This is a genomic window from Enterobacter sp. BNK-14 (assembly GCF_047456095.1).
Taxonomy (GTDB): Bacteria; Pseudomonadota; Gammaproteobacteria; order Enterobacterales; family Enterobacteriaceae; genus Enterobacter; species Enterobacter kobei.
Window position 1 is genome coordinate 1,296,141 of sequence record NZ_CP179897.1, and the last position, 24,154, is coordinate 1,320,294.

General features: G+C 54.8%; 21 protein-coding genes and 1 tRNA gene. 15 read left to right on the forward strand and 7 right to left on the reverse strand.

Translation table 11 applies throughout. The features are described 5' to 3' along the window. The first annotated feature begins 122 nt into the window (after positions 1-122). From ACMGGM_RS06270 to yejF, 8 genes are all read left to right on the forward strand, one after another. Complete coding sequence (locus tag ACMGGM_RS06270) at positions 123-1,109, forward strand: CobW family GTP-binding protein (protein WP_014884582.1); 987 nt, start codon at positions 123-125, stop codon at positions 1,107-1,109. A 33-nt stretch (positions 1,110-1,142) separates the two neighbouring features. Further along, the gene (locus ACMGGM_RS06275; protein WP_014884583.1) at positions 1,143-1,856 is read left to right on the forward strand and encodes a phosphatase PAP2 family protein; all 714 of its coding nucleotides are present in this window, start codon (positions 1,143-1,145) and stop codon (positions 1,854-1,856) included. Between the two features lie 415 nt (positions 1,857-2,271). Next, positions 2,272-2,841 (forward strand): bifunctional murein DD-endopeptidase/murein LD-carboxypeptidase, encoded by a 570-nt coding sequence (gene mepS, locus ACMGGM_RS06280; RefSeq protein ID WP_014884584.1) that lies wholly within the window; start codon positions 2,272-2,274, stop codon positions 2,839-2,841. 127 nt (positions 2,842-2,968) lie between these two features. Next, entirely contained in the window at positions 2,969-4,525 is a 1,557-nt protein-coding gene (locus tag ACMGGM_RS06285; protein ID WP_014884585.1) for a cyclic di-GMP phosphodiesterase, read from the forward strand. A 74-nt stretch (positions 4,526-4,599) separates the two neighbouring features. Further along, positions 4,600-6,405, forward strand: a complete 1,806-nt coding sequence (locus tag ACMGGM_RS06290; protein WP_045281824.1) for an extracellular solute-binding protein — start codon at positions 4,600-4,602, stop codon at positions 6,403-6,405. A gap of 9 nt (positions 6,406-6,414) precedes the next feature. Then, positions 6,415-7,509: a microcin C ABC transporter permease YejB gene (locus tag ACMGGM_RS06295; protein WP_032636009.1), complete on the forward strand. Its 1,095-nt coding sequence runs from the start codon at positions 6,415-6,417 to the stop codon at positions 7,507-7,509. Then, entirely contained in the window at positions 7,509-8,534 is a 1,026-nt protein-coding gene (locus tag ACMGGM_RS06300) for an ABC transporter permease (protein WP_014884588.1), read from the forward strand. The genes ACMGGM_RS06295 and ACMGGM_RS06300 overlap by 1 nt, the downstream gene beginning before the upstream one ends. Before the next feature lies 1 nt (position 8,535). Beyond that, the gene (gene yejF / locus ACMGGM_RS06305; RefSeq protein ID WP_047344819.1) at positions 8,536-10,125 is read left to right on the forward strand and encodes a microcin C ABC transporter ATP-binding protein YejF; all 1,590 of its coding nucleotides are present in this window, start codon (positions 8,536-8,538) and stop codon (positions 10,123-10,125) included. A gap of 3 nt (positions 10,126-10,128) precedes the next feature. Here the strand turns inward: yejF and ACMGGM_RS06310 are convergent, their stop codons facing one another. The 3 genes from ACMGGM_RS06310 to rsuA all read right to left on the reverse strand — a co-directional run bounded on the left by ACMGGM_RS06310 (position 10,129) and on the right by rsuA (position 12,672). Further along, a complete protein-coding gene (locus tag ACMGGM_RS06310) occupies positions 10,129-10,473 on the reverse strand; it encodes a YejG family protein (protein ID WP_014884590.1) in 345 nt (114 codons plus the stop codon). A 279-nt stretch (positions 10,474-10,752) separates the two neighbouring features. Further along, a complete protein-coding gene (locus tag ACMGGM_RS06315; protein WP_014884591.1) occupies positions 10,753-11,949 on the reverse strand; it encodes a Bcr/CflA family multidrug efflux MFS transporter in 1,197 nt (398 codons plus the stop codon). A gap of 15 nt (positions 11,950-11,964) precedes the next feature. After that, positions 11,965-12,672 (reverse strand): 16S rRNA pseudouridine(516) synthase RsuA, encoded by a 708-nt coding sequence (gene rsuA, locus ACMGGM_RS06320; protein WP_014884592.1) that lies wholly within the window; start codon positions 12,670-12,672, stop codon positions 11,965-11,967. Between the two features lie 151 nt (positions 12,673-12,823). Between rsuA and ACMGGM_RS06325 the strand changes: the two genes are divergently transcribed. Next, positions 12,824-14,584: a DEAD/DEAH box helicase gene (locus tag ACMGGM_RS06325; protein WP_045281821.1), complete on the forward strand. Its 1,761-nt coding sequence runs from the start codon at positions 12,824-12,826 to the stop codon at positions 14,582-14,584. A 125-nt stretch (positions 14,585-14,709) separates the two neighbouring features. Next, the gene (rplY, locus tag ACMGGM_RS06330; protein ID WP_063434011.1) at positions 14,710-14,994 is read left to right on the forward strand and encodes a 50S ribosomal protein L25; all 285 of its coding nucleotides are present in this window, start codon (positions 14,710-14,712) and stop codon (positions 14,992-14,994) included. Positions 14,995-15,045: 51 nt separating this feature from the next. Here the strand turns inward: rplY and yejK are convergent, their stop codons facing one another. Then, positions 15,046-16,053 (reverse strand): nucleoid-associated protein YejK, encoded by a 1,008-nt coding sequence (yejK, locus tag ACMGGM_RS06335; protein ID WP_014884595.1) that lies wholly within the window; start codon positions 16,051-16,053, stop codon positions 15,046-15,048. A gap of 134 nt (positions 16,054-16,187) precedes the next feature. On the opposite strand from yejK, the gene ACMGGM_RS06340 reads away from it, so the two are divergent. The 3 genes from ACMGGM_RS06340 (at position 16,188) to ACMGGM_RS06350 (ending at position 18,343) form a co-directional block, all read left to right on the forward strand. Next, the gene (locus ACMGGM_RS06340) at positions 16,188-16,415 is read left to right on the forward strand and encodes a YejL family protein (RefSeq protein ID WP_014884596.1); all 228 of its coding nucleotides are present in this window, start codon (positions 16,188-16,190) and stop codon (positions 16,413-16,415) included. Between the two features lie 19 nt (positions 16,416-16,434). Continuing rightward, positions 16,435-18,195, forward strand: coding sequence for an LPS biosynthesis-modulating metalloenzyme YejM (gene yejM, locus ACMGGM_RS06345; protein ID WP_063943723.1), 1,761 nt, complete (start codon positions 16,435-16,437; stop codon positions 18,193-18,195). A 71-nt stretch (positions 18,196-18,266) separates the two neighbouring features. Beyond that, positions 18,267-18,343 (forward strand) — tRNA-Pro (locus ACMGGM_RS06350). 92 nt (positions 18,344-18,435) lie between these two features. Here ACMGGM_RS06350 and ACMGGM_RS06355 read toward each other — a convergent pair. Then, positions 18,436-18,696: a DUF2534 family protein gene (locus ACMGGM_RS06355; protein ID WP_008500962.1), complete on the reverse strand. Its 261-nt coding sequence runs from the start codon at positions 18,694-18,696 to the stop codon at positions 18,436-18,438. Positions 18,697-18,904: 208 nt separating this feature from the next. On the opposite strand from ACMGGM_RS06355, the gene eco reads away from it, so the two are divergent. Beyond that, positions 18,905-19,405, forward strand: coding sequence for a serine protease inhibitor ecotin (gene eco / locus ACMGGM_RS06360; protein ID WP_045134317.1), 501 nt, complete (start codon positions 18,905-18,907; stop codon positions 19,403-19,405). Positions 19,406-19,485: 80 nt separating this feature from the next. Here the strand turns inward: eco and mqo are convergent, their stop codons facing one another. Then, complete coding sequence (mqo, locus tag ACMGGM_RS06365; RefSeq protein WP_014884599.1) at positions 19,486-21,135, reverse strand: malate dehydrogenase (quinone); 1,650 nt, start codon at positions 21,133-21,135, stop codon at positions 19,486-19,488. 187 nt (positions 21,136-21,322) lie between these two features. Between mqo and ACMGGM_RS06370 the strand changes: the two genes are divergently transcribed. Further along, the gene (locus tag ACMGGM_RS06370; protein WP_063943724.1) at positions 21,323-22,612 is read left to right on the forward strand and encodes a SulP family inorganic anion transporter; all 1,290 of its coding nucleotides are present in this window, start codon (positions 21,323-21,325) and stop codon (positions 22,610-22,612) included. On the opposite strand, the gene mgtE is transcribed toward ACMGGM_RS06370, so the two are convergent. Then, positions 22,575-24,011 carry a magnesium transporter gene (mgtE, locus tag ACMGGM_RS06375; protein WP_063943726.1) on the reverse strand — a complete coding sequence of 479 codons (1,437 nt, stop codon included), beginning with the start codon at positions 24,009-24,011 and terminating at the stop codon, positions 22,575-22,577. The genes ACMGGM_RS06370 and mgtE overlap by 38 nt on opposite strands. Positions 24,012-24,154 lie beyond the last annotated feature (143 nt).

The window sequence follows — 24,154 nt, forward strand, 5'->3', positions numbered from 1 at the left end:
GATTATTGCGCTTAACGCGAACGGACGTCGCCTCCGTTCGCCCTTCCCCTTCTCATTGGGTACGTTTTTCGCCAGGATAAGAGAATAGTGTTATAGCATCACAATTCTCGACTGGAGTGCATGTGACCAAAACGAACCTCATCACCGGTTTTCTCGGCAGCGGTAAAACCACCTCAATTCTCCATCTGCTGGCGAATAAAGATCCGGCAGAAAAATGGGCCGTACTGGTCAATGAATTTGGCGAAGTGGGCATTGATGGTGCGCTGCTGTCAGAGAGTGGCGCAATGATTAAAGAGATCCCCGGCGGGTGCATGTGCTGCGTCAATGGCCTGCCGATGCAGGTCGGGCTCAATACGCTGCTGCGTCAGGGTAAACCGGACCGCCTGCTGATTGAGCCTACCGGTCTGGGCCATCCGAAGCAGATCCTCGATTTGCTGACCGCACCGGTCTACGAGCCGTGGATCGATCTGCGCGCCACCCTGTGCCTGCTCGACCCGCGTCTGCTGCTTGATGAAAAAGCGGTGGCCAATGAGAACTTCCGCGATCAGCTCGCCTCGGCGGACGTTATTGTCGCTAATAAAGAAGATCGCGCCACGGCGGAAAGCCAGGCCGCGCTGGAGGCGTGGTGGCAACATTTCGGCGGCAATCGTACCCGCGTGCAGACCACCCAGGGAAAAATCGATAGCGCCCTGCTCGACCTGCCTCGCCAGAATCTGGCGGAACTCCCGGCCAGCGCAGAGCATGCTCATCACCATCCCGTTAAACAGGGACTGGCGGCGCTTAGCCTGCCAGAGCACCAGCGCTGGCGACGTAATCTGAACAGCGGCCAGGGATATCAGGCCTGCGGATGGATTTTCGATGCCGATACGGTTTTCGACACCATAGGCATCCTTGAGTGGGCCAGACTTGCGCCGGTTGATCGCGTAAAAGGCATTATGCGCACGCCAGACGGGCTGGTGCGGATCAACCGTCAGGGCGAGGATTTCTTTATCGAAACGCAAAACGTCGCGCCGCCGGATAGCCGAATAGAGTTAATTAGTGCGGTTAACGCCGACTGGAATGCCCTGCAGTCCAGCCTGTTGAAGCTTCGTTTAAGTTCAGGCGGCTAACGTTGCCCCAGTTTTCACTCTATGCTGAACGTTATGACAACTCGATTTCCCCTGATATTACTGCTTAATGTCGCCGGTCTGGCGCTCTTTTTCTCCTGGTATATCCCGGCGAATCACGGTTTCTGGTTCCCGCTGGATTCAGGCCTGTTTCATTTCTTCAACCAGGCGCTGGTGAAGAGCGATGCGTTCCTGTGGCTGGTGGCAATCACCAACAACCGCGCCTTCGACGGCATTTCCTTGCTGGCGATGGGTGGTCTGATGCTCTCTTTCTGGCTCAAAGAGGATGGCACAGGGCGTCGCCGTATCCTGATCATCGGTCTGGTGATGCTTCTGGCTGCGGTGGTTATTAATCAGCTGGCGCAACATCTGATGCCGGTAAAACGCGCCAGCCCGTCGCTCTCTTTCCCGAATATTTACCGCGTCAGCGAATTGCTGCATATTCCAACGAAAGATGCGTCGAAAGACAGTTTTCCGGGCGATCACGGCATGATGCTGCTTATTTTTTCGGGTTTCATGCTGCGCTATTTCGGCAAGAAGGCATTCACTATTGCCCTGCTTATTGTGGTGATATTTGCCTTCCCGCGCGTGATGATTGGCGCTCACTGGCTGACGGATATTGTCGTGGGTTCTCTTTCAGCAGTGCTGATTGGTCTGCCGTGGGTGCTGATGACCCCCTTGAGCGATCGCCTGATTGCCGTTTTTGATCGCTATCTCCCGCGCAGAAAGCAACAAGTATTAAACAAATAACTACCGTTTTTTAACGTTAACCGTCAGGGATCATTGCGATCCCTGATAGATCACGTCCCCCGATCCTTTCACGCTGTCATATTCTCGTCATCGTATTCATGATAAAAATGAAGCAATTGCGCGATAACGCTGCGGATCTGACGCTATTTTGAGCAATTGCCCATTTTTACTTTCTGTATCACAATTTCTTATAAAAAAAACGGTTTTTTTACTCGCAATACCCCAGGCAATCGGTTAATCTCGAACTCGTTTTGCCCCATAGGGATAATTATTTCGATGGTTAATAATTTTGTGCGCTGTGCCACAAATGTCATCAGAAACAATTGTCTCATTGTGTACAGATAATTAGTCTCGTCACGTTTGGCATTTTTATAACGATATTTGTCGTTAAGGACTTCAAGGGAAAATAAACAAAATGGTCAAATCTCAACCGTTTCTGAGATATATCTTACGGGGGATCCCGGCGATAGCAGTCGCGGTACTGTTATCTGCATGTAGTACATCGAACACCGCAAAGAATATGCATCCTGAGACGCGTGTTGTGGGAACGGAAGATTCCTCTTCACTGCAAGCTTCTCAGGATGAATTTGAAAATATGGTACGTAATCTGGACGTGAAGTCCCGTATTATGGACCAGTATGCTGACTGGAAAGGCGTGCGTTATCGTCTTGGCGGCAATACTAAAAAAGGTATTGACTGTTCCAGTTTTGTACAACGTACGTTCCGTGAGCAATTTGGATTAGATCTTCCGCGTTCGACCTACGAACAGCAGGAGATGGGCAAGTCAATTTCCCGCACCAAGCTGCGCACCGGTGACTTAGTTCTGTTCCGTGCTGGTTCAACAGGTCGACACGTTGGCATCTACATTGGTAATGACCAGTTTGTACATGCCTCCACCAGCAGCGGCGTCACCATCTCCAGCATGAACGAACCGTACTGGAAGAAGCGCTACAACGAAGCGCGCCGCGTACTGACACGCAGTTAATATCATGATTGTATCGCTGGTTATCCCTTGGCTGGCGATATAATAAAAAAAAGCACTGCTTAGGCGGTGCTTTTTTTTGCCCGTTACACTGAATATAATCAGCGGCAATTCAGGAATCACGACGTTTATGCTCACCCGCTACTTCGCCAGTCATCGCAAGATACTGTTCTTCAGCATTATTACCGGCCTGATCGCGGCTATCCTACTGGGCTCATTGCAATTTTTCTGGAGCTACCATAAGCGGGAAATCCGATTCGATACGCTAATTAAGGATGTGAGCATCTACATGGAGAACTATTTCGAGGAGCTGAAAACCTCGATCGACGTACTCCAGCCGCTCACGCTGAATAATTGCCAGGACGTTAACGCGGAGCTTACCTCGCGCGCGGCCTTCAGCATCAACGTGCGCGCCTTTCTGCTGGTCAGAAACAAAATGGCGTTCTGCTCGTCAGCCACAGGGCCGATGAATACGCCGATGGAGGAGCTGATACCCGAACTGCACATCAACAAGCAGATTGATATCGCACTGCTGCCCGGCACGCCCATGCTGCCCAACAGACCCGCCATTGCCATCTGGTATCGTAATCCGTTAGTGAAGGACGGCGGCGTATTCACCTCGGTGAATCTCAACCTGACGCCGTACCTGCTTTATACCGCGCGCCAGGAAGAGTTTGCCGGCATCGCGATTATCATCGGCGACAATGCATTATCCACCGCCTCAAGCACCCTCGTCAGGGCGCGTGATTTACATCAAACGCCTGCGCGCACCGCGACGCTCACAGAGGTCCCTCTGACCATCAAACTGTACGCCAGGGAGTGGACGAGCGACGAGATCCTCTTCGCCCTGTTCTTCGGACTGTTATGCGGGATTGCGGCAGGGTCGCTTAACTTCTACATCCTCACCCTGCGTCTCAACCCGGGCAAAGAAATTCTGAGCGCCATCAAGCGCGGTCAGTTTTATGTGGTTTATCAGCCAGTGGTGGATACGGATGCACTTCAGATGCGGGGCGTTGAAGTGCTGATGCGCTGGAAACACCCGACCATGGGTGAGATCCCACCGGACGCCTTTATCAATTTTGCCGAAGCGCAAAAACTGATTGTCCCGCTGACGCTGCATCTGTTTGACCTCATCATTCGCGATGCGCCGGTGTTACAAACCGTGCTGCCGCCGGGCGCAAAACTGGGGATCAATATCGCGCCGGGGCATCTGCATGCGGAAAGCTTCAAAGATGATATGCGCACCTTCAAAAGCTTACTGCCGCCAGATTACTTCCAGATCGTGCTGGAGATCACCGAGCGCGACATGCTTAACCATCGGGAAGCCAGCAGCCTCTTCGAATGGCTACATAACGAAGGATTCGAAATCGCCATTGATGATTTCGGTACCGGCCACAGTGCGCTGATCTACCTTGAACATTTCACCATGGACTACCTGAAAATCGACCGTGGGTTTGTCAACGCAATTGGCACCGAAACCGTCACCTCTCCGGTGCTGGATGCTGTGCTGACGCTGGCAAGAAAGCTGAATATGTTAACCGTTGCGGAAGGGGTGGAAACGCCGGAACAGGCTGCCTGGCTGCGTGAGCATGGCGTCCACTTCCTGCAGGGGTACTGGATTAGCCGTCCTATGCCGCTGGAACAGTTCCGCACCTGGCAAAATAAGGTGTCGTCTCAGGCCGAATAATTTCACATTGCCTGTGACGTCACTTATTATTCAGCTTAACTGAGCCGGTCTGTAAAAAAGGGAGCCGCCGCGAGATGTTTATGCGCTTCATGTTGCTTTTGTTGGTATTAGCAAGCCTGTCGAGCCAGGCGCAAACCATCAAAGAAAACATCGCGTTCGCCGTGATTGGCGAGCCAAAGTACGCGGTCAATTTTACGCACTTCGATTACGTCAATCCTGCCGCCCCCAAAGGCGGAAAGGTCACGCTCTCCGCCACGGGAACATTTGACAACTTTAACCGCTTCGCCCTGCGTGGCGTCGCCGCGGCGCGAACGGAATCCCTTTACGATACGCTTTTTGTGACCTCCGATGATGAACCCGGCAGCTACTATCCGCTGATTGCTGATAATGTCCGCTATGCGGATAACTTCGCCTGGGCCGAAATTTCGCTCAACCCCCGGGCCCGTTTTCACGATGGCTCGCCGGTTAAGGCCAGCGACGTGGCCTTTACGTTTCATAAATTTATGACCGAAGGCGTACCCCAGTTCCGCATTGTGTATAAAGGCGCAACGGTGCGCGCCATTGCCCCCCTGACCGTGCGCATCGAGCTGAGCGAGCCGAATAAAGAGAATATGCTCAGCCTGTTTTCGCTGCCGGTTATGCCTGAATCGTTCTGGAAAAAGCATAAGCTCAGCGACCCGCTCTCCACGCCGCCGCTGGCCGGCGGCCCCTACCGCATCACCGACTGGCGCATGGGGCAGTACGTGGTCTATTCCCGGGTGAAAGATTACTGGGCGGCAAACCTGCCGGTAAACCGTGGGCGCTGGAATTTCGACATCCTTCGCTATGATTACTACCTTGACGATAATGTCGCATTTGAAGCGTTCAAAGCGGGCGCCTTCGATTTACGCGTGGAGAGCAGCGCGAAAAACTGGGCGACCCGTTATATCGGCAAGAATTTCGCGAAAGGCTATATCGTCAAAGACGAGCATAAAAACGAATCCGCCCAGGACACGCGCTGGCTGGCGTTTAATATTCAGCGTCCGGTATTCGCTGACCGCCGCGTTCGGGAAGCGATTTCCCTGGCCTTTGATTTTGAATGGATGAACAAAGCGCTGTTTTACGGGGCTTACAGCCGTGCGAACAGCTATTTCCAGAATACGGAATATGCCGCGCGTGATTATCCGAAAGCCGACGAACTGGTTCTGCTGGCCCCGCTGAAGGCGGAAGTGCCGCCGGAGGTGTTTACCACGGTCTTTCAGCCCCCGGCCTCAAACGGTGACGGCTACGACCGCGACAACCTGCTTAAGGCCAGCAAGCTGCTGGATGAGGCGGGCTGGCACCTTAAAAATCAAAAGCGCGTGGATGCCAAAACGGGTAAGCCTCTCAGCTTTGAGCTGCTGCTCTCATCCGGGGGCAACGATCAGTGGGTACTGCCGTTTAAGCACAACCTGGAGCGACTGGGGATTACCATGAACATTCGCCAGGTCGATAACGCGCAGATCACCAACCGCATGCGCAACCGTGATTACGACATGATGCAGCGTCTGTGGCCGGCTCAGCCGTGGCCGAGCTCGGACCTGCAAATTTCCTGGGCTTCCAGCTACATCGACTCCTCATACAATGCGCCAGGCGTAAAAAGCCCGGCGATTGATGCGCTGATTGCGAAAATTGTGGCGGCGCAGGGCGATAAAGAAAAACTCCTGCCGCTCGGCCGTGCCCTCGACAGGGTCTTAACCTGGAACTACTACATGCTGCCCATGTGGTATATGGGCGAAGACCGCCTGGCTCGCTGGGATAAATTCTCCGTACCTGCCGTGCGCCCTGTCTACTCGCTGGGCTTTGACACCTGGTGGTATGACGTTAATAAAGCCGCCAGACTGCCCGCTGAGCGGCGATAAGGAATCATCATGGGTGCCTATCTGATTCGCCGTCTGCTGCTGGTCATTCCCACGCTGTGGGCCATCATCACCATTAACTTTTTTATCGTGCAAATCGCCCCCGGCGGCCCGGTGGATCAGGCGATTGCTGCTATTGAGTTTGGTAACAACGGCGGCATGCCCGGCGGCGGCGGAGAAGGCATGGGCGCGAGCCATGCGCGTACCGGCGTGGGGAATATCAGTGAAAGCCACTATCGCGGCGGGCGCGGGCTTGATCCTGAGGTGATCGCCGAGATCACCCACCGCTACGGCTTCGATAAGCCGATTCACGAGCGCTATTTCAAGATGCTCTGGGATTATATCCGCTTTGATTTTGGCGATAGCCTGTTTCGCAGTGCGTCAGTGTTAACGTTGATAAAGCAAAGCCTGCCGGTTTCGGTCACGCTGGGGCTGTGGGGAACGCTGATTATCTACCTGGTCTCTATCCCGCTCGGGATCCGTAAAGCGGTTTACAACGGCAGCCGCTTCGATATCTGGAGCAGCACCTTCATCATCATCGGCTATGCCATCCCGGCGTTCCTGTTTGCCGTCCTGCTGATCGTCTTCTTTGCCGGGGGCAGCTATTTCGACATCTTCCCGCTACGAGGTTTAGTCTCCGCCGATTTCAGCACGCTGCCGTGGTATCAGAAAATCACCGACTATCTCTGGCATATCACGCTGCCGGTTCTGGCCACGGTGATCGGTGGGTTTGCCGCTCTGACCATGCTGACCAAAAACGCGTTTCTCGATGAAATCCGCAAGCAGTATGTTGTCACGGCCCGCGCCAAAGGGGTCAGCGAGAAGCAGATTATGTGGAAACACGTCTTCCGCAACGCCATGCTGCTGGTGATTGCCGGATTTCCCGCCACGTTCATCAGTATGTTTTTTACCGGCTCACTGTTGATAGAGGTGATGTTCTCGCTCAACGGTCTGGGGCTGCTGGGCTATGAGGCCACCGTGTCGCGTGATTATCCGGTGATGTTTGGCACACTCTATATTTTCACCCTGATTGGCCTGCTGCTGAATATCGTCAGCGATATCAGCTATACGCTGGTCGATCCCCGAATTGATTTTGAGGGCCGCTGATGCCGCGTTTAAGCCCCGTCAACCAGGCCCGCTGGGCCCGTTTTCGCCACAACCGTCGCGGCTACTGGTCGCTGTGGATTTTTGCCGTCCTGTTTGTCCTGAGCATGTGTTCGGAGCTTATCGCCAACGACAAACCGCTGCTGGTGCATTTTAACGACCGCTGGTATGTGCCGGTGCTGGCTAACTACAGCGAAAGCGACTTTGGTGGCCCGTTTGCAACACCGGCGGAGTATCAGGATCCGTGGCTGCGCCAGCAGATTGAGCAGCACGGCTGGGCCCTCTGGGCGCCGGTGCGTTTTGGTGCGAACAGCATAAACTTTGCCACCACGACCCCCTTCCCTTCCCCGCCCTCGACGCAAAACTGGCTGGGGACGGACGCTAACGGTGGCGATGTGCTGGCACGCATTCTCTATGGCACACGGATTTCAATTCTCTTTGGGCTGATGCTGACACTCTTCTCCAGCGTGATGGGCGTGGTGGCGGGTGCCGTTCAGGGCTACTACGGCGGGAAAATTGACCTGTGGGGCCAGCGTATCATCGAAGTCTGGTCCGGTATGCCAACGCTATTTTTGATCATCCTGCTGTCCAGCGTGGTACAGCCGAACTTCTGGTGGCTGCTCGGCATCACCGTTCTGTTCGGCTGGATGGCGCTGGTAGGTGTCGTGCGGGCGGAGTTCCTGCGCACCCGTAATTTCGACTATATTCGCGCCGCGCAGGCGCTTGGGGTGAGCGACCGGGGGATCATCTTCCGCCATATGCTGCCTAATGCCGTCGTGGCCACGCTCACCTTCCTGCCGTTTATTCTGTGCAGCTCCATTACCACCCTCACCTCGCTGGATTTTCTGGGCTTTGGCCTGCCGTTGGGCTCACCGTCGCTCGGCGAACTGCTGCTGCAGGGCAAGAATAACCTTCAGGCACCGTGGTTAGGCATCACCGCCTTTCTTTCCGTGGCCGTGCTGCTTTCGCTGCTGATTTTTATTGGCGAAGCCGTGCGCGATGCCTTTGACCCCAATAAGGCGGTATAAGATGACCCAGCCTCTTCTCAGTATTGATAACCTGTCGATTGCTTTCTCGAAACAGGGTGAGACGCGCACCGTGGTCACCGATTTGTCGCTGCAGATCCAGCGCGGTGAAACGCTGGCCCTGGTGGGGGAATCCGGTTCAGGTAAGAGTGTTTCAGCGCTCTCTATCCTGCGGCTGCTGCCTTCACCACCGGCGAGCTATCCGCAGGGGGATATTCTTTTTCACGGCAGTTCACTGCTTCATGCCGACGAACATACCCTGCGCGGTATTCGCGGCAATAAAATTGCCATGATCTTCCAGGAGCCCATGGTCTCTCTCAACCCCCTGCATACCCTGGAGAAACAGCTCTATGAAGTCTTGTCTCTGCACCGGGGCATGCGCAAAGAGGCTGCGCGAGGGGAAATACTGGATTGTCTTGAACGGACGGGCATACGCAATGCGGCCAAACGGCTGAATGATTTTCCGCATCAGCTCTCCGGCGGTGAACGCCAGCGAGTGATGATTGCCATGGCTCTGCTCACCCGGCCCGAACTGTTAATTGCCGACGAGCCGACGACGGCGCTGGACGTGACGGTGCAGGCGCAAATATTGACGCTGCTGCGGGAGCTGCGCGACGAGCTGAACATGAGCCTGCTTTTTATCACGCACAACCTGAGTATTGTGAAAAAGCTGGCGGACAGCGTCGCGGTCATGCAAAACGGCCGATGCGTTGAACAGAATAGCGCATCCACGCTGCTGAGCGCGCCACAGCACCCTTATACGCAACGTCTGCTCAACAGCGAACCTTCCGGCGACCCGGTTCCGCTCACGGCGGACAGCACTCCGCTGCTGCGCGTTGAGGATTTGTCCGTCTCCTTCCCGATACGCAAAGGCATTCTGCGGCGTATCGTCGACCCAAACCCGGTCCTGAAAAATATCCGCTTCTCGCTGCGTCCCGGTGAATCCCTGGGGCTGGTGGGCGAATCCGGTTCGGGTAAAAGCACCACCGGTCTGGCACTGCTGCGCTTAATTGCCTCTCAGGGCGAGATCCTTTTTGACGACATGCCGCTGCACCGCTGGAACCGCCGCCAGATGCTGCCGGTGCGCCCGCGTATGCAGGTGGTGTTTCAGGATCCCAACTCCTCGCTTAACCCGCGGCTCAGCGTATTGCAGATTGTCGAAGAGGGTTTGCGCGTTCACCAGCCCGGCCTGAACGCGCAGCAGCGTGAGCAGGAGGTCATACAGGCGATGGCCGAAGTGGGCTTAGATCCCGATACCCGTCACCGTTATCCTGCGGAATTTTCCGGCGGGCAGCGCCAGCGTATCGCCATCGCCCGTGCGCTGATCCTGAAACCGGAGCTGATTATTCTGGATGAACCCACCTCCTCTTTGGACAGAACCGTCCAGGCGCAGATTCTGGCATTGCTGAAAGGACTACAGGAAAAGCATCGGCTGGCCTATATCTTCATCAGCCACGATCTGCAGGTGGTGCGGGCGCTATGCCATCAGGTGATTGTTTTGCGACAGGGTGAGGTGGTCGAACAGGGGGAATGCCAGCGCGTATTTACTGCGCCAACGCAGAGCTACACGCGCCAGCTGCTGGCAGCAGACTAGCGCTCAGAACGGGTACTGGCCGGAAAAAGGCTCAGCAATCGCAACACCAAAGTTTTTCAGACGGCAGGTGGCGGCAAATTCATCCTGGCTTTTAACAAACAGGCACGGCTCGCCTTCGCACTCCAGTACGGAGCTGTCCACTTCGATATCCGTCAGGGCCTGACTGAGACGCTCCATCACCCGCCACGCATTTTCGTCGCTTGGGCTCAACAGTTTGAGCGCCACGAGGCAATTGTCACTGCCCGCGCCGTTTTGCGGAATCGGTTCAACTTTCGAACCTGCAAAACCCGCCGACCAGCGATAGCTCTGGGGCAAGCGATGGACAATGGAGAGTTGTAATGTATTCACGTTCGTTCCCCGGAAGCAAAATTTACTTCACAATTTATTTACATTTATAGTAACACATCATCGCTAACCTGCACTATTCAGCGCTTTTTTATCGGTATAGAGGTTCGCGTCGGCGCTATATGTACCCGTTTCTGCGATCTAACTCAACCTTTTTGAATACAATGATGTGACTTTTTACATAAATAGATTTTACATAAAATAAACAAACACGGGATAAACGAACGCGGGTTTGGTTGATATGTATCAACAAAAAAGGCCCTGTCGGGCCTTATCTGCTCATCAATGAGCCGCTTTCCGTGGCCGGCTGGCATAAAGACAGAAGAGGACGGAGCTGGTTGCGCAAAACGCCATCGCCCATAGCATAGGCCAGGCCGTGGTGAAGGTCGCCATAGACAGTAATGCCCCGACGATGGCGCCAATGCCGAAGCGGAACGTCCCCGCCAGTGACGATGCAGTTCCCGCCATATGCGGGAATTCATCGAGGATCACCGCCATCGCATTTGAGGATATCATCGACACGCAGCCCACAAAGGCCGCCACGCCAATCACCAGCGCCCAGAAGCCCACGCCCAGGAATGCACTGACCACCAGCCAGACAGCCATCACAAACTGGATCCACAGCCCGGCGCGGAACATGTTCAGCGCGCCGACCCGCCGGACAAAGCGGCTGTTAATAATAGTCAGTACAAACAGGAAGACGATATTGAGCGCAAAATAATAGCCGAAGTGCTGCGGAGAAACATGGTTCAGCTCGATATAAACAAACGGCCCGGCGCTCAGGAAGGAGAACATCCCGGCGAAGCTGAACCCGCTTGCCAACATATAGCTCAGCACGCGCTTGTGGCGAAACAGCGAGGCAAAGTTACCTATTGTGGTGCGAATGTGGAATTTCTGGCGGTGCTCGGCAGGAAGCGTTTCATCAATAAAGAAGAAAATCATTGCAGAGGCCAGCAGTGCGGCCAGCGCCAGGATCCAGAAAATCGCATGCCAGCTAAACCACACCAGAACCGCCCCACCGGCCATCGGAGCCACCAGCGGCGCAATCGTCGTCACCAGCATGACAAACGACATCATGCGGGAGAACTCTTCTTTCGGGTAGATATCACGCATCAGGGCGTTGATCACCACACTCGCTGCAGCAGCGGCCAGACCGTGCAAAAATCGCATGAAAATCAGATGATCGATGGTTTGCGCCAGCGCGCAGGCCACCGCCGCCCCGGCAAAGACCAGCGTTCCGCCCAGAATAACCGGTTTGCGCCCCAGGCTGTCGGCCATCGGGCCGTACAATAACTGGCCGAGAGCAAAGCCGAGAATATAGGTGCTGAGCGTCATCTGTGCGCTGCCTGCCGGTACCCCAAACTGCGCGGAAATGACCGGCAGCGCGGGCAGATACATATCAATAGACAGCGGCATCAACATGGCCAGCAGGCCAAGAATGAAGACAATTTTGAACGACGAGTGTGGCCTGGTGGTCACAGAAATCTCCTGAAATTAGTGCGAAGGCAGACCGACGCTGGCGATCTCTTCTTCCGTCAGCGGGCGATATTCGCCAGGCGCCAGGTCGGGATCGAGCGCGATTGCGCCAATACGTTCGCGATGCAGACCGACAACGCGGTTACCCACTGCGGCAAACATGCGTTTAACCTGATGGTAACGCCCTTCGCTGATGGTAAGACGGACTTCCGTCGGCGTGATCACGTCCAGCACCGCCGGTTTAGTCAGGTCTTTTTCATTATGCAGCTGAACGCCTTTCGCGAATTGCTCTGCCGTGTCATCCGCAACCGGCGACTCCAGCGTGACCAGATAGGTTTTCTCGCAGTGGTGACGTGGGGAAGTAATACGGTGTGACCACTGCCCGTCGTCGGTCATCAGCACCAGCCCGGTGGTGTCGATGTCGAGGCGGCCCGCGGCATGCAGCTTATGCGCCACCGGTTCGTCGAGGAAATAGAGTACCGTCGGGTGATCGGGATCGTCCGTTGAGCAGACGTAGCCTTCCGGCTTGTGGAGCATGAAGTAGCGCGGGCCGTTCTGCTGGGTCAGCGGATTGCCGTCGTATTCAACCTGATGCTCAGGTTGAAGTTTGAAAGCGCTGTCTCTCACAATGTCGCCATCCACGGTAACGCGGCTGGCGCGAATTTCGCGCCCGGCAATAGCGCGGCTTACGCCGAGTTGCTGAGCGATAAACTTATCAAGTCGCATGAAATCTTTTTAGCCTTAATGGTGCTGGAAGTCGGACCGTGCGTCCGAAAAAGAAGCAGTCAGGAACGGTTCAGTATAATGGTCTGGTTGCGCCACTCAAGGGAAAAAGTTTCGTGGCATACTATATGCGGATTAACGAAACTGAGACACCATGACTTTTACACTTCGTCCCTATCAGCAGGAAGCCGTTGACGCCACCCTCGCCTGGTTTCGCAAACACCGGGAACCGGCAGCGATTGTCCTCCCGACCGGCGCAGGCAAAAGCCTGGTCATTGCCGAGCTGGCCCGCCTGGCGCGTGGCCGCGTGCTGGTGCTGGCGCACGTCAAAGAGCTGGTCGCGCAGAACCACGCCAAGTATTGCGCGCTGGGGCTGGAGGCCGATATTTTCGCCGCCGGGCTCAAGCGTAAAGAGAGCCACGGTAAGGTTGTCTTTGGCAGCGTGCAGTCGGTCGCTCGCAACCTGGATCTGTTTCGCAGCGAATTTTCGCTGCTGATTGTCGACGAGTGTCACCGCATCAGCGATGACGACGACAGCCAGTATCAGCAAATCCTCACGCACCTGAAAGAGGTGAACCCTCACTTACGCCTGCTGGGCCTGACGGCAACCCCGTTTCGCCTGGGCAAAGGCTGGATTTACCGCTTTCATTATCACGGCATGGTGCGTGGCGATGAAAAAGCGCTGTTCAGCGACTGTATCTACGAACTTCCGCTGCGCTACATGATTAAACACGGCTACCTGACGCCGCCCGAGCGGCTGGATATGCCGGTGGTACAGTACGACTTCAGCCGGTTACAGGCGCAGAGCAACGGCTTATTCAGCGAAGCGGATCTCAACCAGGAGTTGAATAAGCAAAAGCGCATAACGCCGCATATCATCAGCCAGATTGAGGAGTTTGCCGCGACGCGCAAAGGGGTGATGATCTTTGCCGCGACAGTCGAGCACGCGCGAGAAATTACCGGACTGCTCCCCGCTGACGACGCCGCGTTAATTACCGGCGAAACGCCCGGCCCTGAGCGTGACAGACTGATTGAGGCGTTTAAAGCCCAGCAGTTCCGCTATCTGGTGAATGTTTCCGTGCTAACCACCGGTTTTGACGCCCCGCACGTCGACCTGATTGCGATTTTGCGCCCGACGGAATCCGTCAGCCTGTATCAGCAGATTGTCGGTCGTGGTCTGCGCCTGGCACCGGGCAAAACTGACTGTCTGATCCTCGATTACGCCGGTAACCCGCACGATCTTTACTCTCCCGAAGTGGGCACGCCAAAAGGCAAAAGTGACAACGTGCCGGTACAGGTGTTTTGTCCAGCCTGCGGGTTTGCCAACACCTTCTGGGGGAAAACCACCGCCGACGGCACGCTGATCGAACACTTTGGCCGCCGCTGTCAGGGCTGGTTTGAAGATGATGACGGGCATCGCGAGCAGTGCGATTTCCGTTTTCGTTTCAAAAACTGTCCACAGTGCAACGCCGAAAATGACATTGCCGCCCGCCGCTGCCGTGAGTGCGACACGGTGCTGGTCGACCCGGACGACATGCTGAAAGCGGCGCTGAAGCTGAAAGATGCGCTGGTGCTGCGCTGTTCCGGCATGGCCTTACAGCCGGGCGCGGATGAAAAAGGCGAGTGGCTAAAAATTACCTATTACGACGAGGACGGCGCTGACGTCAGCGAGCGGTTCCGGGTACAGACGCCAGCCCAGCGCACGGCATTTGAGCAACTGTTTATTCGCCCGCATACCCGCACGCCTGGCGTGCCGCTGCGCTGGATCACCGTGGCGGATATCGTGCATCAGCAGGCGCTGCTGCGCCATCCGGATTTTGTTGTCGCCCGCAAAAAAGGCCAGTTCTGGCAGGTACGTGAGAAGGTCTTTGACTATGAAGGTCGCTACCGTCGGGCAAACGAATTGCGTGGTTAGCAGGACTTTTCATTGATGTGAGCGGCGTTTGAGTATAAAATGCCGCCCGCTTCACATCCGTGGGGCAGAACACTCACCTGCTGCTGGGTCGCCTGTAGTAGGGTTTTAAATACAGAGAGAAATCAATGTTCACTATCGAAGCAGAAGTACGTAACGTGCAGGGTAAGGGTGCGAGCCGCCGCCTGCGTAACGCTAACAAGTTCCCGGCTATCGTTTACGGTGGCGAAGCTGCTCCAGTTGCAATCGAACTGGATCACGACAAAGTATGGAACCTGCAGACCAAAGCTGAATTCTACAGCGAAGTTCTGACCATCGTTGTTGGCGGTAAAGAAGAAAAAGTGAAAGTTCAGGCTGTTCAGCGTCACGCGTTCAAGCCAAAACTGACTCACATCGACTTCGTTCGCGCGTAATCGCAAACCTGTCGAGAAAAACCCCGCTTCGGCGGGGTTTTTTTATGGCGATTATTTACCGCCTGAGGTGCGACGCTGAAGCTGATCGCGCAGGTTTGGAGGCGTGCCTTTGATGGTCAGCGTATCGGTGGCAGGATCCCAGAAGATACGTTCCCCCAGCAGCATGGCATCGAAGTTGATGGTTAACCCACCGCCGCTCCCGGCAAATTTGGTTAACTGACGCAGCGTACTGCGATCCGCCGGGAAGCTTTCTTCAAGCTCATAGCCTTTCTCTGCGGTGAACGCCTGGAAGCTGACTTCACTAACGCCCGCCAGCTCTTTTGACAGCGACTCCAGCTCAATCTCTTCCCCCGCCTGCAGCTGTTCGTTGCAGTAGCTGTAAACCTGCTGACGCACGTTCTGGCGTTCAGATTTATCGAGCTGCGCCTCAGCCGTAAAGTCATCTACCGCCTGCAACAGCCCTTTGTTCTGCGCTTTGGCGTTAAGTCCTTCGCTGGCGCCGAGGAAATCCATAAAGAAATCGGCCACTTTACGGCCCACACGCCCTTTCAGGAAGGTCAGGTAGCGGGTCGATTCCGGGTTGGTTTCCCACTCGGTCAAATCAATCCGCGCCACAATATCCGCATGGTTGATATCCAGATAATGCGTCGAGCTGATATCCAGTTGCTCATTCACGCGCATGCTGCTCAAGTTATTCAGCACGGTAACCAGCAGATACTCTACCGCCAGGTAGCGATAGTGGCAGAACAGGACGATGCCGCCGTCGGCGAACGGATATTTTGCCAGCTCGTCGCGCAGACGCCCGGTGGCCGCGCGGCTAAACGCCAGGAAATCCTCTTCCCCCTGACGCTGCAGGCGCAGGCTATCAGCCAGTTCACTCTCTTCGCTGAACAGACCATAGGCTTTATTTTTGGCGCTGTAGACGCGATGCAACTCAGCCATCATTTCCACAACGGTCGCCGTGGGTTCCAGTAACGAATCGCGTAGCACCACTTCAAGGGTTTGCTCATCACGCTTGATAAGCTGGTGCAAGGCAATCTGGTTGATTTCCAGACTCATGATAAACTCTCCTTTTAGACCGGGCGGTATTCAACCACCACCAGGACATGTGTGCAACAACAGATAAAAAAGGGGAAAAAAAGCTGTTGCTACGGTAATATGTTGCCCTTTCATCAACAAACTGATTTTGATTTATGCCACAACATTCCCGCTACAGTGATGAACACGTTGAACAACTGCTCAGTGAGCTGGTCAACGTACTGGAAAAACATAAAACGCCGACCGATCTCTCCCTGATGGTTTTGGGAAATATGGTCACCAACCTTATCAACACCAGCGTTGCTCCGGCTCAGCGTCAGGCGATCGCAAAATCTTTCGCCCAGGCGTTACAGTCATCCGTCAGCAACGACCAGGCCCATTAAGGGAAACGAACAACAGTTTATGGTGACGAATCGTCAGCGCTACCGTGAAAAAGTCTCCCAGATGGTCAGCTGGGGACACTGGTTTGCCCTGTTTAACATTCTGTTAGCGGCGGTGATTGGCTGTCGTTATCTGTTTGTCGCAGACTGGCCAACCACGCTAACCGGGCGTATCTACTCCTGGATAAGCGTTGTCGGTCACTTTAGCTTTTTGGTATTCGCCACCTATCTGCTGATCCTGTTTCCTCTGACGTTTATCGTCATGTCGCAGCGTCTGATGCGGTTCTTATCCGCAATCCTTGCCACAGCAGGGATGACGCTGCTGCTTATCGACAGTGAAGTGTTCACCCGTTTCCACCTGCATCTTAACCCTATCGTCTGGGAACTGGTGATCAACCCTGACCAGAACGAAACGGCTCGTGACTGGCAGCTGATGTTTATCAGCGTCCCGGTGATCCTGCTGATTGAGATGTTGTTCGCCACCTGGAGCTGGCAAAAGCTCCGCAGCCTGACCCGACGCCGCCACTACGCGAAGCCCGTCGCCGCACTCTTTTTCATCTCATTTATCAGTTCGCACATCATGTACATCTGGGCGGATGCGAACTTCTATCGCCCCATTACGATGCAGCGTGCCAACCTGCCGCTCTCGTACCCAATGACGGCCCGTCGCTTCCTTGAGAAACACGGCCTGTTAGATGCCCAGGAGTATCAGCGTCGTCTGATCGAACAGGGTAATCCGGAAGCGGTCAGCGTTCAGTATCCGCTGAGTGAACTGCGCTATCGCGATATGGGCCGCGGACAAAACGTCCTGCTGATTACCGTCGATGGTCTGAACTATTCCCGTTACGAGAAGCAGATGCCTGCGCTGGCCGATTTCGCGAGTCAAAACGTCTCGTTCACCCAGCATATGAGTTCCGGGAACACTACCGATGCGGGCATCTTTGGCCTGTTCTATGGCATTTCTGCCGGATACATGGATGGCGTTCTGGCTGCGCGCATTCCTGCGGCGCTAATTACCGGACTGAATCAGCAAGGCTATCAGTTAGGGTTGTTCTCATCCGATGGCTTTAACAGCCCACTCTACCGCCAGGCGCTGTTGTCTGATTTCTCGCTGCCTGCTGCGCAGAGCCAGTCTGATACCCAGACCGCAAACCAGTGGATAAACTGGCTGCAGCGCTACGCCCAGGAAGATAACCGCTGGTTCTCGTGGGTGGCCTTTAACGGCACCACGCTTGACGACAGCAACCAGACTGGCTTTGCCCGCCGATACAGCCGTGCGGCCAGCAATGTTGACGCGCAGATCGGCCGCGTTCTTGACGCGCTACGCGAATCAGGCAAGCTCGATAACACTGTCGTGATTGTGACCGCAGGCCATGGTGTACCGCTCGGCGACGAAACGAAGAGCATGAGCTGGTCACGCCCGAACCTGCATGTACCGCTGGTGATCCACTGGCCGGGAACGCCTGCGCAGCGCATCAATATGCTCACTGAACATAAAGATGTTATGACGACCCTGATGCAACGCCTGCTGCACGTCAGTACGCCAGCAAACGAGTATTCTCAGGGGCAGGATCTCTTCAGCGCCGCGCGCCGCCATAATTGGGTGACATCAGCAGACGGTAACACGCTGGCGGTGACCACACCGACGCTGACGCTGGTGCTGAACAGTAACGGAAATTACCAGACGTATAATCTGCAGGGTGTACGGTTGAAGGACCAGAAACCGCAGCTGAGCCTGTTGCTGCAGGTCCTGACGGATGAGAAGCGCTTTATCGCTAACTGATTAATTATAAACCAGTTAGCGACAGATTCTCTTGCATTCGAAACGGAATCGAGTAGTATCTTTTTATGCGTCGGCACGTAGCGCAGCCTGGTAGCGCACCGTCATGGGGTGTCGGGGGTCGGAGGTTCAAATCCTCTCGTGCCGACCAAAAATACATTGAAAACCAGCCTCTTATGGCTGGTTTTTTTTATGCATAAAAAAGCCACCCCGCAGGATGGCTTCCTTATCGCACGTCGGCGCTTAGTGCTTCTCACGTCCACCCAGGAAGAAAATACCCAGCGGGATGGCAAGCAGAACGGTGAAGACAAGGCTGTAAACGAAGATCATCGCCGATTGCAGAACATACATGCTGGTGGTCCAGGCGGAGAGAGGAATGTTGTACTGTTCGATAACGCCAACAATGGTTGCCCGCCCCACGCACGCGGCCGCAATCATAAACACAACCAGTAGCGCCAGGAGGAACTTGCGGCCTTCAGGTGTTTTCAGTTTTGCACGAACCATCTCTCTTCCCTTTACAGATGAATAACATTATGTGGTGTTCAAAATAACACGATCTGCCGCCAGATACCATTTCAGCACAAAAAACTGGATTTATAGTGCAAGTCAGGTTCATTACACCACTTATATTGAAAATGTAAGTAAATGACGCTAATCATTCATAAGTGTTATGCTAATCTGATTCGGCTCGTTTTGACATAAAGGAATGACAATGAAAAACGCACCTAAATTTGCCATCGCCCTGATTGCCGCGTGCATCAGCACCGGCGCTTTCGCCAGCGAAACCCAAAAAGAGCAGCCGCTGGAAAAAGTTGCCCCCTATCCGAAAGCGGACAAAGGGATGAAACGTCAGGTGATTCAGCTACCGGTTCTGCAGGACGAAGCGAACTACAAAGTGGAGCTGTTGATTGGTAAAACGCTGGAAGTGGATTGTAACCAGCACCGACTGGGCGGCCAGCTGGAGAGCAAAACGCTGGAAGGTTGGGGCTACGATTACTACGTCTTCGACAAAGTGACCTCCCCCGTCTCCACCATGATGGCGTGCCCGGACGGCAAGAAAGAGAAGAAATTTGTAACGGCATATCTGGGTGATAACAGTCTGCTGCGCTATAACAGCAAGTTGCCTGTCGTGGTGTATACGCCTGAAAACGTAGAAGTGAAATACCGCGTATGGAAAGCGGATGAGAATGTCGGACAAGCGGTAGTACGTTGAAATTAAGTCGGGTGGCGGCTTCGCCTTACCCGACCTACAACACTAAAAACGGTAACGAATGTTACCGTTTTGCTTTTACCTTACAGGGCGATATCCGCAACCGGTTTGTTTTCAGCCTGAGGCTTCAGTTCCGCCTTTGGCGCAGCATCCGCTGCCTGCGGCTTCACATATTGCAACTGCAATACGCGGCTGGTGTATTCCAGCTCCTGCTCCGTCGCGTCGACATTCCCGTTCAGCTTCGTACCGTAGGATGGAATAATCGTTTTCAGCTTCGCCTGCCATTCCGGGCTGGCAACTTTATCTTTAAACACTTTTTCCATCAGGTGCAGCATGATTGGCGCAGCAGTAGATGCACCCGGTGACGCGCCCAGCAGCGCGGCAATCGTGCCATCCTTATCGCTCACCACTTCCGTACCCAGACGCAGCACGCCGCCCTCTTTCGGGTCACGCTTGATGATCTGAACGCGCTGTCCCGCCTGCCACAGACGCCAGTCTTCTTTCTTCGCCTGCGGATAGTACTCTTTCAGCGCCTCGAAGCGTTCCTCGTCAGAGAGCATCACCTGGCTGATGAGATATTTCACCAGATCGAAGTTATCCAGACCCACGTCCATCATCGGCTTGACGTTAGAGGTGGTCGTGGCGCTGAGCAGATCCCACAGGGAGCCATTTTTCAGGAACTTGGTGGAGAAGGTCGCGAACGGTCCGAACAGCACCACGCGCTTACCGTCAAGCATACGGGTGTCGATGTGCGGAACAGACATCGGCGGTGCACCGACGGAAGCCTGACCGTACACTTTTGCCAGATGACGATTCACCACTTCCGGATTCTCGGATACCAGGAACTGACCGCCAACCGGGAAGCCCGCATAGTCGTCAGCTTCAGGAATACCGGACTCCTGCAGCAGTTTCAGCGCCGCCCCACCGGCACCAATAAAGACAAACTTCGCCTTGATGACGTGCTCGGCTTCGTTGTTTTTCAGATCGGCAACGGTCACGCTCCAGCTGTTATCCGCGTTGCGCTTAAAACCACGCACTTCGGTGCTGAGCTGCAGGTTGAAGTTCTCTTTCTTCTTCAGAGACGTCACCAGCTGACGGGTAATTTCGCCATAGTTAACGTCGGTACCAATTTCGGTCCGGGTCGCGGCCACTTTCTGGTTCGGGTCACGACCTTCCATCACCAGCGGCGCCCACTCTTTGATCTGAGCGTGGTCTTCAGAGTATTTCATCCCACGGAAGAGCGTGCTCTGCTGCAGCGCAGCGTAACGCGCGCGCAGGAAGTTGACGTTCTGCTCGCCCCACACAAAGCTCATGTGCGGTACGGTGTTAATGAAGGAGTGCGGGTCATGCATCACGCCGCTGTTGACCTGGTGAGACCAGAACTGGCGTGAGATCTGAAACGCTTCGTTGATCTCTACCGCCTTCTCGATACTAATGGAACCGTCCTTTTTCTGCGGCGTATAGTTCAGTTCCATGAGTGCCGAATGTCCGGTACCGGCGTTGTTCCAGCCGTTCGAACTTTCCTGCGCCACGCCATCAAGGCGCTCGACCATGGTCATGGACCAGTCCGGCTGAAGTTCTTGCAGATAGGTTCCCAGCGTGGCGCTCATGATACCGCCACCAATTAAAAGGACGTCCGTTTCCTGCTCTTTAGGGGTGTCAGCTTTCGCCGCCATAGAGACGGTGTTAAGCCCCACGGCCAGAGAAAAGAGCATGGCAGTCATTTTTTTCATAATTTATGCCTTAGTGTAAAAGTGCTTGATGCGTGGAAATTGCAGGTGAAAAAAGCTGCGGAGGCACGGTAACAACTTTTAAATATTGTTTAAAGGTTACGAAATTATTGTAATTGTGAAATTTAATGGTGGGTTGTTTGTAAGGAATTATCGATGTGGCTGGTAAATCGTGGGTTTACTGGCTAGTATGTGGCGTTTTGTGATCGCGCGCACGGAAGCCTGCCCTAATCTGCGAAAAGTTATGTCCTTACCCCATTCTGCTGTACCCGGCGAAGACCGCGTCACCACGGTCCTTAGCTCGCCAAAACTTCTGATGCGTGAAACGCTGGCGGGCGTCATTACCGCCCTGGCCCTGGTCCCTGAAGTGATCTCATTTTCGGTGGTTGCAGGCGTTGATCCCAAAGTCAGCCTGATCGCCTCCGTGGTGTTGTGTTTTGCTTTGTCTGTGCTGGGCGGTCGTCCGGCGATGGTCACGGCGGCGGCCGGTTCCGTGGCGCTGGTTATTGGCCCGATGGTGCACCAGCACGGCGTGCAGTACATTCTTCCGGCGGTTCTCATGGCGGGGGTGATCCAAATACTGTTTGGCGCACTGGGCATGGCAAGGCTGATGCGCTTTATCCCTCAGTCGGTGATGACCGGGTTTGTTAACGCCCTCGGCATCTTAATTTTCTTTGCTCAGGTTCCGCACTTCTGGAGCCGAAGCCCGTTAATCGTCGGCCTGTTCGTGCTCACGCTGCTTATCGTGCTGTGGGTGCCGCGCTATATCAAAAGCATCCCTTCCCCGCTGATTGCGATAGTGGTGCTCACGTTGTTTACCGTTACCAGCGGGCAAATTCTGCCGACGGTGGGTGATGAAGGCTCGATGAGTGGCGGGTTACCGGGACTGACGGAACTGCTGGTCCCCCTGAACATAGAAACGTTAAGCATTATCTGGCCGTGCGCGTTAAGCATTGCGTTCGTCGGGCTGCTGGAGTCACTGCTGACGGCGAAGCTGGTGGATGAACTGACCGTCACACCGTCCAGTAAACGCCGTGAAAGCATCGGGTTGGGCGTGGGCAATATCCTGGCCGGGCTCTATGGCGGGATCGCAGGCTGCGCGATGATTGGACAAACCATCGTCAACGTGGAGATGGGGAAAGGCCGAAGCCGTATTTCAACGTTAGCGGCTGGTATCGTTTTACTGGTGCTGGTGACGGCGCTGAGCGACGTGATGGCTAAAATTCCGATGGCGGTGCTGGCAGGCATTATGGCGATAGTCGCCATCAAAACCTTCAGCTGGCACAGCATTCAGCCCGCAACGGTAAAAAATGCACCGGTTGCGGAAACCGTCGTGATGCTGGTGACGGTCGCCGCAACGGTATCAACCGGTAACCTGGCGATTGGCGTGCTGGGGGGGATTATCCTCATGGCACTGCTTCCCGCCCGCATTAAACGTCGTCTTAAAGCAGAAAAAGCGTTGCAAGCCCAAGAAAAATAAAGAAACCACCGGTATCGGTGATGGCAGTGATCATCACGCTCGACCCCACCGCGGGGTCGCGCCCCAGTTTGGTCATGGTCAGTGGAATAATGACCCCCATCATCGATGCCACCAGTAAATTCAGCACCATCGCCAGCATCATCACCCCGCCTAAGGCCATATCGTCATACAGCCACCAGGTGATGCCCCCCATAATGCCGCCCCACACCAGGCCGTTGATCAGCGCCACCCCCATCTCTCTGAAGATCAGAAAGGCGAAATTGCCGGGCTGAATATTTTCCAGCGCCAGCGCGCGGACGATCATCGTGATGGTCTGGTTTCCGGTGTTGCCGCCAATCCCGGCCACAATCGGCATCAATGACGCCAGGGCCACCAGCTGTGAAATGGTGTGTTCAAAGCCATCGATTACGCGGGAGGCGATAAAGGCGGTACACAAATTAATGGCAAGCCACGCCCAGCGCGTTTTCACCGCCTTACCGACGGAGGCGTGGACGTCATCTTCGGCGCTGATCCCCCCGAGCGCGCGCAGGTCGTTATCGGTCTCTTCGTAGACCACGTCAACGATCTCATCAACCGTCAGACGGCCCATCAGCTTGCCGACGGAATCCACGACGGCCGCACTCACGAGGTCGTCACGTTCGAAGGTACGTGCCGCTTTTTCAGCATCGTCTTCCGGAGAGAAGACCATCGGCTCGTTTTCCATCACCTCACTGACTCGCCGCTGGTTGCTGTTAAGCAGGATCGTTTTCAGCTCCAGCTCGCCCAGCAGGGTTTTATCCCGCGAGGTAACGAACAGTTTATCGGTGTTATCCGGCATCTTGCCCAGGCGACGCAGGTAGCGCTGCACGGTACCGAGCGTGACGTCCGGACGCACCGTGATAACGCCAAACTCCATGATCGCGCCGACGCTATTTTTCTCGTAGTGCATCACCTGACGGACACGCGCGCGCTCATCGGCAGGCAGGGAGGCCAGCAGGCGACCGGTCAGGTTACGCGGCAGGTGTTGTACAAGGTAAATCTGTTCGTCGATATCCAGCGTTTGCAGCGCATCGAGGATGTCCCGGTCGCTCATCTCGTCGATCAGGTCATCCCAGACGTTTTCCGAAGCTTCAAGCAGTACCTGCCCGCGCTCGTGATCCTGCACCAGACGCCACAGGGCGTGACGCTCTTCGGAGGGAAGTGCTTCGAGCGTATCCGCCAGATCCGGCGGGGGTAAATGAGCAACCAGCGCACCTACCTCAGCAATATCGTCGGCTAAAGTGCCGACATCATATTGCTCAGCCAGGGTCAGTTTGCCTAATAACGTAGAAGTGACCGCTTTATCGGTCGTGAGAAGCCAGATGAGTCGCGCACGCTCCTGATCGCGCTGCCTGGCGCTGTTTTTCTTTAATACCGACATCAATCATAAATCCATTAAATGAGTTGGCGTTAAGCATAGCGCGAGGATATGTAAATAAGAATAAACAACGGGACGGGATGAAGAAAAAAACGGCATTACGGCCACGATCTATCCCCTCTCCCTGTGGGAGAGGGTTAGGGTGA

Bases quoted from the DNA above. Each gene is read 5' to 3' on its own strand.
- eco (WP_045134317.1), top strand. From the start codon at position 18,905: ATGAAAAACGCACCTAAATTTGCCATCGCCCTGATTGCCGCGTGCATC.
- mgtE (WP_063943726.1), bottom strand. From the start codon at position 24,011: ATGTCGGTATTAAAGAAAAACAGCGCCAGGCAGCGCGATCAGGAGCGT.
- mqo (WP_014884599.1), bottom strand. From the start codon at position 21,135: ATGAAAAAAATGACTGCCATGCTCTTTTCTCTGGCCGTGGGGCTTAAC.
- ACMGGM_RS06285 (WP_014884585.1), top strand. From the start codon at position 2,969: ATGCTCACCCGCTACTTCGCCAGTCATCGCAAGATACTGTTCTTCAGC.
- ACMGGM_RS06370 (WP_063943724.1), top strand. From the start codon at position 21,323: ATGTGGCGTTTTGTGATCGCGCGCACGGAAGCCTGCCCTAATCTGCGA.
- ACMGGM_RS06295 (WP_032636009.1), top strand. From the start codon at position 6,415: ATGGGTGCCTATCTGATTCGCCGTCTGCTGCTGGTCATTCCCACGCTG.
- rplY (WP_063434011.1), top strand. From the start codon at position 14,710: ATGTTCACTATCGAAGCAGAAGTACGTAACGTGCAGGGTAAGGGTGCG.
- rsuA (WP_014884592.1), bottom strand. From the start codon at position 12,672: ATGCGACTTGATAAGTTTATCGCTCAGCAACTCGGCGTAAGCCGCGCT.
- ACMGGM_RS06325 (WP_045281821.1), top strand. From the start codon at position 12,824: ATGACTTTTACACTTCGTCCCTATCAGCAGGAAGCCGTTGACGCCACC.
- yejK (WP_014884595.1), bottom strand. From the start codon at position 16,053: ATGAGTCTGGAAATCAACCAGATTGCCTTGCACCAGCTTATCAAGCGT.
- ACMGGM_RS06275 (WP_014884583.1), top strand. From the start codon at position 1,143: ATGACAACTCGATTTCCCCTGATATTACTGCTTAATGTCGCCGGTCTG.
- yejM (WP_063943723.1), top strand. From the start codon at position 16,435: ATGGTGACGAATCGTCAGCGCTACCGTGAAAAAGTCTCCCAGATGGTC.
- ACMGGM_RS06340 (WP_014884596.1), top strand. From the start codon at position 16,188: ATGCCACAACATTCCCGCTACAGTGATGAACACGTTGAACAACTGCTC.
- yejF (WP_047344819.1), top strand. From the start codon at position 8,536: ATGACCCAGCCTCTTCTCAGTATTGATAACCTGTCGATTGCTTTCTCG.
- ACMGGM_RS06300 (WP_014884588.1), top strand. From the start codon at position 7,509: ATGCCGCGTTTAAGCCCCGTCAACCAGGCCCGCTGGGCCCGTTTTCGC.
- ACMGGM_RS06355 (WP_008500962.1), bottom strand. From the start codon at position 18,696: ATGGTTCGTGCAAAACTGAAAACACCTGAAGGCCGCAAGTTCCTCCTG.
- ACMGGM_RS06290 (WP_045281824.1), top strand. From the start codon at position 4,600: ATGTTTATGCGCTTCATGTTGCTTTTGTTGGTATTAGCAAGCCTGTCG.
- mepS (WP_014884584.1), top strand. From the start codon at position 2,272: ATGGTCAAATCTCAACCGTTTCTGAGATATATCTTACGGGGGATCCCG.